Origin of the sequence: Micromonospora yasonensis (assembly GCF_026013475.1) — a bacterium.
GTDB classification, from domain to species: Bacteria; Actinomycetota; Actinomycetes; order Mycobacteriales; family Micromonosporaceae; genus Micromonospora; species Micromonospora yasonensis.
Window position 1 is genome coordinate 1 of sequence record NZ_JAPDPH010000311.1, and the last position, 6,781, is coordinate 6,781.

Consider the following 6,781-nt stretch of genomic DNA (forward strand, 5'->3'; position numbering starts at 1 on the left):
GGTCCGGGGCAGCCTCACCATCAACGGCACTCCGGTCACCGACACCGCGACCTACCGGGTCACGGTGAACAACTTCCTCTCCGGCGGCGGCGACGGCTTCAGCGTCCTCCCCGGCGGGCAGAACCAGGTCACCGGAATGATCGACCTGGACGCCCTCAACGCGTACCTGACCGAGAAGTCGCCGGTCTCCCCGCCGGCGCTGGACCGGATCCAGACCACCGCCGAGGTTCCCGCCGCCTGACGCGGACCCGGCACGACGACGGGCCCCGGAGCATCGCGTGCTCCGGGGCCCGTTCGCATGTCCCGCCACCCCGCCCGCCCCTCCGGGCAGCAACTTCCGGTCGTCGCGGACGCAGCATTTTCGCCGGAGTTGCCGTCAGGCGGGGATCGGTTCGGGGGTCGGGGCCGGGGCCGGGGTGACGCGGCCGTCCTGGGTGGGGGTGAGCAGCCGGCGCAGCGACAGGGCCAGCACCGAGGCGGCCAGGCAGCCACCCACCACGACCGCCACCCAGAGCCGGCCGTGCGCCGCGCCGAGCAGCGGGCCGGCGGTGACCGGGCCGATGATCCCGCTGATCCCGAAAATCATCGAGCTCATCGCGTTGTAGCGGCCGCGCAGCTCGTCGGTGGCGAGAGCGTTGGTCAGCGCCGGCATGACCGGCGACAGCATGGTCTCGCCGAAGCCGAAGATGGCCGAGCACGCCACCACGCCCAGCGCGGCGAGCAGCGCGTTGCCCGTACCGATCACGCCGGCCGCGCCGAGGACCAGCCAGGCGGTGGCGAAGGTCGCGCCCACCGCGGCCAGCGCCCCCGTCCGGCTGCGTCCCTCCATTCGACGGATGACCAGCAGCTGGGAGAGCACGATCATTACCGTGTTGCAGGCCAGCGCCCAGGCCACCACCCGCGGCGTCACCCCCACCACCCGCACCGAGTACGCGGTGAAGCCCACCTCGATCTGCGCGTAACCGCACGTGGTCAGCACGAGGCCGAACAGGACCAGGCGCCGGAACGGCCGGTCCCGCAGCACGGTGAGGTAGCCCCCGGTGGATCGCTCGGCGCCCGCCTCCCGGGCCTGCGCCAGCCGGTGCCCGACGTGCGGCAGGGTCAGCAGGATCAGCCCCGGCGTCAGGTAGCTCAACGCGTCCAGCAGGTAGATGGCCTGGAAGGTGACCGGACGGGCCACGTCGACCACCGCGCCGGAGATCAGGCCACCCACCCCGATGCCGAGGTTGAGCAGGGCGAACTGGAGACCGAACACCCGCTGCCGCTCGCCCTCGTCGGTCAGCGAGGCGAGGATGGTGCTCTGCCCGGACCACAGGGCCGAACCGCCCACCGCGATCAGCGTGCTGACCGCGAACGCCGTGCCGACCGAGTGGACCAGCCCGAGCGAGGCGGTGCCGACCGCCTCCACGGCCAGGCAGGGCAGCACCACCCGACGGGCGCCGAACCGGTCGATCAGCGTCCCGCCCAGCGGGGACAGGGCGAGCGTCACCGCGCCGAACCAGCCGATCACCAGGCCGGCCTGGTTGTCGGTCAGCCCGCGTACGTCGGTGAGGTAGATGAAGAGGAACGGCAGGGTGAGACCGCGCCCGACGGCCGACAGCAGGGTGCCGAGCAGGATCCGACGGGCTTCCGGGCGGGCGGGTAGGGCGCGGCGCAGCATGGCTGGATTCTCTGCGTCGGGTACGACGACCCGCGACCGGATTACCGCCCGTTCCGCGCTCGGCAGAACCACCGGGTGAGCAAGCACACGCCGTCTGCCATGCTGGCCGGGTGACGACGACCTGGCGGTATCTGCCCGCACCGGCCCGGGAGATCGCCGAGGCGGCCGCTGTGGCGGTGACCGCCGCCGGTGCGCGGGACGCCGAGGCGTACGGGCCGGCGGTCGTGCGGCTCACCGCCGCTGACCGGGCCGGCCTGGTGCTGGGCGGGGTGGTGCGGCTGCTGCTGGAGGAGACCCACCCGGACGGGCTGGCCGGTGACGACGTACGCCAGGTGCTCCAGCGGTGCGTCGGGTCCACCGCCGGCTGGTGGCCGGAGGTCGACCCGCACGTGCTGCTGGTGCTGCTGGCCAGCGCGCTCGGGGTGTACGACCCGGGCGACGACGGCTCCCCGCCGGACCCGGCGGCGATCGCCCGGCACGCCCCGCTGCTCGTCGCCGACCTGCTGGCCGCCACCGGGCGGCCGTTGGCCGACTACCTGGCCGCCGCGTTCGCCGAGGTCGCCCGCACCGAGCTGCACGACTGAGCCCGGGTAGGCACGCGTCGGTTTCGGTGCCCGGGCGTCGAGCTCGGCGTCGTGCAGGTCGCCGGTGGACTCCTCCGCCACTGCGGGGCGCGCCGGCGCCCGGGCAGCTCGCCGGACTCATGCCATCGGGCAGCTTGCCAAAAAGTCGACCGGCCCCGGCCGGACAGGGTTGCGCGGTCGTCGACGCCGAACGGCGGCCGGTACCGTACGAAGGCTTCCTTGCAAGATCAGAGTTGCTTCGAGTGCCGAGGTCCAGGACGCCACCAGGCCGTCGCGGGCCCGGGAAGGACTTTCATGCTGGCGGGTGTCGTCGCTCTGGTCGTCGCCGTCGTCCCCGGGGCGCTGCTCGGCTTCGTCCTGTCGCCGGGCCGCTACCGCTGGGCCGCCTGGACGGCGGCCCCCGCGCTGACCCTGGGGCTGGCGAGCGTGGCGATGGGGTGGCTACCGGCGCTCGGCCTGCCCCACAGCGCGATGGCGGTGCTCGTCGCGGAGGTGATCCTGGCCGGGGCGGCGATCCTCGCCTCGCGGCTCGTCGCCCGCGGCCTGCTCGGCGACGAGCACGGCGAGGAACCTTCCCGCCTGGGCCGCTTCCGGCTGCCTGCCGTCCGCCCCCGGCGCGCCGATGTCATCGGCGTCGTGGTTCCCGCGGTGGTGAACGTGGGCTTCGGCTGGCTGATGCTCGGCAGGTTCGTCGCGCCGGCCGGCTGGGACGCCATGCACCACGGTTACTTCAGCCGCCGCATCCTGGAGACCGGCAGCGCCACGATCTCGTCGGCCTGCAGCGCCTCCATCGATTCGATCCCGACCTGCGAGTTCTATCCGGTCGCCACCAATGTCCTGTGGGCTCAGGCGGCGCAGCTGTCGGGCGGTCATCTCAGCGCGGCCATGACCACCTGGTCAGTGCTGGTCGGGCCACTCGCGCTGGTCGCCGGCGTCTACGCCGTGGTCCGCGTCCTGCGCGGCGGGCCGGTCGTCGCTGCCTGCGCGGCAGTCGCCCCGGCGTTCGTCGGCCCGTTCTGGTTCTCCGCCATCGTCGGGCGGATCACCCAGCTGACCGGTCCCTGCATGGCGGTGGGCATCGCGCTGCTCATCGCCCTGGCCGTGCGGGGCCCGCACCCCGTCCGGATTGGTCTGCTGGCGGGCCTCGCGAGCGCCGGCCTGATCATGAGCCACACCTACGACATCCTCCTGGCCGGCGTACTCGCGCTGGGCCTCCTTCCCTTGTTGCCCGGACGGCTCGCCCTGCGTCGAAGTCTCGCGGGGGCGGGGTCGGCCGCGGTGGCTGGCGTGGTGGCGTTCGGCCCCTTCCTCTCCGGGCTGACCGGAGCGAAGGCTGAGCGGGCCTCGTACGCCGCCGCACTTCCCGGCCAGTTCGGCAAGGCATTCGACTTCTGGGTGACCGACCCGCAGCGGTACGTGCTGTTCGGCTTCCCGTCGCCGGCCGTCGGGGATTCCCAGCTCGACGTGCCCACCATCCGGGTCGCCGTGCTGCTGACCCTCGCCTGCCTCGTCGCCGCACCGCTGTGCCTGGTCTTCCGGCAGCTGCGGTGGGCCCGGCCGTGGCTGTTCACCGGGGTGGTGTTCACCGCCGTGGGGATCTGGACCACCATGTCGAACTCGCCGTCCGCGGCACTCGTCTCCGGCCTCTGGTACGGCAGCCGGGAGCGGCTACGGCTGCTGATCTTCCCGGTGTACGGCCTGCTCACGGTGGCCGGCGCAGTCGCTGTCGGGCTGGCCGTGCAGTGGCTGCTGGGGAAGCTCGTCGACCGGGCGACCGCGTTGCGGGAATCGAGCGCGCCGGCAGCCGTGGCCGCCTCCGTCGTGGTGCTGAGTCTGACGATCCTTGCCGCCGTACCCGCCTCTTGGCGTCCGCTGCGCAACCACTTCAAGAGCCTCGCTCCGGTCGACGACTCCTACCGCGGCGCCTTCCGATGGCTCGCGGCCAACACGCCGCCGGGCAGGACGGTGGCCGTCGACCGGCGGCACTACCTGGCGTGGCTCTACGTCGACTATGGGGTGCCGGAGCTGTTCGGCGTGGAGCCGGTACCGGCCCACGAGGCCGACTACTACACCGGGCGATTGCGGGCCTGGGACTGGCTGGTCGACAAGAAGGGCGCCCAGCCGGGCGGTTGTGACGTACGCCGGTTCGCCGTGGAGTATCTCGTAGTCGGCGGAGGGCTCAAGCCCTTCGAGGGGAGCTACGACCCGCAGCGCGTCGCCGCCTCGAACCGGCTGGTTCTGGCGCATCAGGTGGGCACGCTCAAGGTCTACCGGGTCACCGACGCGGGCCGTGCCTGCCCGACGGCAGGTTGAGCGCTTTGTGATCTGGATCGCATCGGCTGCCGCCCGGGTGAGCGCGCGCCGCGCCCGGCCGGGGCAGGTGATCGATTTGCCTGGCAAAGTTGAGAGATGGCCGCCCTGATTCGATCCCGCCTGACCGACTGGACGACCCTCGTACCCCTGATCGCAATCGTCGTGCTCGCCGCCTGCTGGGGCCGCGAACTGCCCGCCGCGCTGATCGTCGTCGTCGCCGCGCTGCTGGCCGGCGCGGTGCTGGCGGCCGTGCACCACGCCGAGGTGGTGGCCCACAAGGTGGGCGAACCGTTCGGCTCGCTGGTGCTCGCCGTGGCGGTCACGGTGATCGAAGTCGGCCTGATCGTCACGCTGATGATCAGCGGCGGCGACAAGACGCAGGCGCTCGCCCGGGACACCGTATTCGCCGCCGTGATGATCACCTGCAACGGGATCCTCGGCCTGTCCCTGCTGCTCGGCGCGCTGCGCCGCCGGGTGGCCGTGTTCAACCCGGAGGGCACCGGCGGGGCACTGGCCACCGTGGCCACGCTCGCCACCCTCAGCCTGGTGGTGCCCGCCTTCACCACGAGTCGGCCGGGTCCGCAGTTCTCCCCCGCCCAGCTCGTCTTCGCGGCGGTGGCGTCGCTCGCCCTCTACGGGCTGTTCGTGATGGTGCAGACCGGCCGGCACCGCGACTACTTCCTGCCGGTAACCCACGAGGGCAGCATCATGGCCGAGGACGCCGACGGTGACGGGCATGCCGACCCGCCGTCGGCGCGTACCGCGCTGGTCAGCCTGGCCCTGCTCGTCATGGCCCTGTTCGCGGTGGTCGGCAACGCGAAGATCATCTCCCCGGCGATCGAGGCCGGCGTCTCGGCGGCGAACCTGCCGCAGGCGTTCGTCGGCGTGGTCATCGCCCTGCTGGTCCTGCTGCCGGAGACGCTCGCCGCCGCCCGCGCCGCCCGGCGGGACCGGGTGCAGATCAGTCTGAACCTGGCGCTCGGCTCGGCCATGGCGAGCATCGGCCTGACCATCCCGGCCATAGCGTTGGCGTCCATCTGGCTCGACGGCCCACTGCTGCTGGGGCTCGGCGGCACGCAGCTGACGCTGCTCGCGCTCACCGCGGTGACCGGGGTGCTCACCGTGGTGCCGGGCCGGGCGACCGTGCTCCAGGGCGGGGTGCACCTGCTCCTGCTCGCCGCCTTCGTGTTCCTCGCCGCCAGCCCGTAGTCGGTAGGCCGTGCGGGCACTGATTGAGCGACCTAAGTCCGCCGGGAGATGGCCCCCGGCTCGCCCGTGGCGGCGCTTGACCGGCTATTGAAGGCGCGAGCGTAGGCGGCCGGGAGACAGGTTCTCCCATGATCGTCTCCCAGATTTCTCCCACGGGCACCCTGGAGACGACTCAGGGCCGGTTTCCTGCGGAGGAAACCGGCCCTGAGCTGGGCTAACTCTGGTCGGGGTGGCCGGATTTGAACCGACGACCTCTTCGTCCCGAACGAAGCGCGCTACCAAACTGCGCCACACCCCGAGGCGTGCCGACAAATAGTAGCCCACCCGCTCCGATGGTCAAACTCGGTACCCCCACCCCTCGGGGGCGGGGTCAGCGTGGGATGAGGGTCAGCACGCTCGCCTCCGGCGGGCAGGCGAACCGGACCGGCGCGGTGGGGTGCGTACCCAGGCCGGCCGAGACGTGCAGCCAGGAGTCCGAGCCGGGCCAGCGGTGCAGCCCGCGGGCCATCGAGCGGGGCAGGCCGCAATTGGTCACCAGCGCGCCGTAGCCGGGTACGCAGACCTGGCCGCCGTGGGTGTGGCCGGCGAGCAGCAGCCCGAAGCCGTCCGCGGCCATCCGGTCCAGCACCGCGGGCTCCGGGGAGTGCGCCACGCCGACGGAGAGGGCGGCCCCGGGGCTGACCGGCCCGGCCACCGCGTCGTAGTCGTCCCGCTCGATGTGCGGGTCGTCGACGCCGACCAGCTCGATCTCCCGGCCGCCCGCCTTGAGCGTGGCCCGGACGTTGTTGAGGTCGGCCCAGCCGGCGCCGGTGAAGACGTCACGCAGCTCCTCGTACGGCAGCGGCACGCCCTCGGCGTACTCCCGGTCGGGGAGGAAGTACGTGAACGGGTTCTTCCAGACCGGCCCGGTGTAGTCGTTGGAGCCGAAGACGAAGGCGCCGGGCAGGTCGAGCAGTGGTTGCAGGGCCCGCAGCACGCCGGGCACCGCGTCCGGGTGGGCCATGTTGTCCCCGGT

The 6,781-nt window shown here is 72.6% G+C and carries 6 protein-coding genes and 1 tRNA gene; 4 read left to right on the forward strand and 3 right to left on the reverse strand.

Annotated elements, in window-relative coordinates:
* Nucleotides 1-241: 5'-nucleotidase C-terminal domain-containing protein (locus tag ONA70_RS33690; protein ID WP_265010526.1), on the forward strand; the 241-nt coding region annotated here is incomplete at its 5' end.
* Nucleotides 242-376: 135 nt separating this feature from the next.
* On the opposite strand, the gene ONA70_RS33695 is transcribed toward ONA70_RS33690, so the two are convergent.
* Complete coding sequence (locus ONA70_RS33695) at nt 377-1,660, reverse strand: MFS transporter (RefSeq protein ID WP_265010527.1); 1,284 nt, start codon at nt 1,658-1,660, stop codon at nt 377-379.
* A 110-nt stretch (nt 1,661-1,770) separates the two neighbouring features.
* Between ONA70_RS33695 and ONA70_RS33700 the strand changes: the two genes are divergently transcribed.
* The 3 genes from ONA70_RS33700 (at nt 1,771) to ONA70_RS33710 (ending at nt 5,766) form a co-directional block, all read left to right on the forward strand.
* Complete coding sequence (locus ONA70_RS33700) at nt 1,771-2,244, forward strand: hypothetical protein (RefSeq protein ID WP_265010528.1); 474 nt, start codon at nt 1,771-1,773, stop codon at nt 2,242-2,244.
* A gap of 294 nt (nt 2,245-2,538) precedes the next feature.
* Nucleotides 2,539-4,557 carry a DUF6541 family protein gene (locus ONA70_RS33705; RefSeq protein ID WP_265010529.1) on the forward strand — a complete coding sequence of 673 codons (2,019 nt, stop codon included), beginning with the start codon at nt 2,539-2,541 and terminating at the stop codon, nt 4,555-4,557.
* 96 nt (nt 4,558-4,653) lie between these two features.
* Nucleotides 4,654-5,766, forward strand: coding sequence for a calcium:proton antiporter (locus ONA70_RS33710; protein ID WP_265010530.1), 1,113 nt, complete (start codon nt 4,654-4,656; stop codon nt 5,764-5,766).
* 221 nt (nt 5,767-5,987) lie between these two features.
* Here ONA70_RS33710 and ONA70_RS33715 read toward each other — a convergent pair.
* Nucleotides 5,988-6,064, reverse strand: a tRNA-Pro gene (locus ONA70_RS33715).
* Nucleotides 6,065-6,136: 72 nt separating this feature from the next.
* Nucleotides 6,137-6,781: metallophosphoesterase (locus ONA70_RS33720; RefSeq protein WP_265010531.1), on the reverse strand; the 645-nt coding region annotated here is incomplete at its 5' end.

Bases quoted from the DNA above. Each gene is read 5' to 3' on its own strand.
- ONA70_RS33695 (WP_265010527.1), bottom strand. From the start codon at position 1,660: ATGCTGCGCCGCGCCCTACCCGCCCGCCCGGAAGCCCGTCGGATCCTG.
- ONA70_RS33705 (WP_265010529.1), top strand. From the start codon at position 2,539: ATGCTGGCGGGTGTCGTCGCTCTGGTCGTCGCCGTCGTCCCCGGGGCG.
- ONA70_RS33710 (WP_265010530.1), top strand. From the start codon at position 4,654: ATGGCCGCCCTGATTCGATCCCGCCTGACCGACTGGACGACCCTCGTA.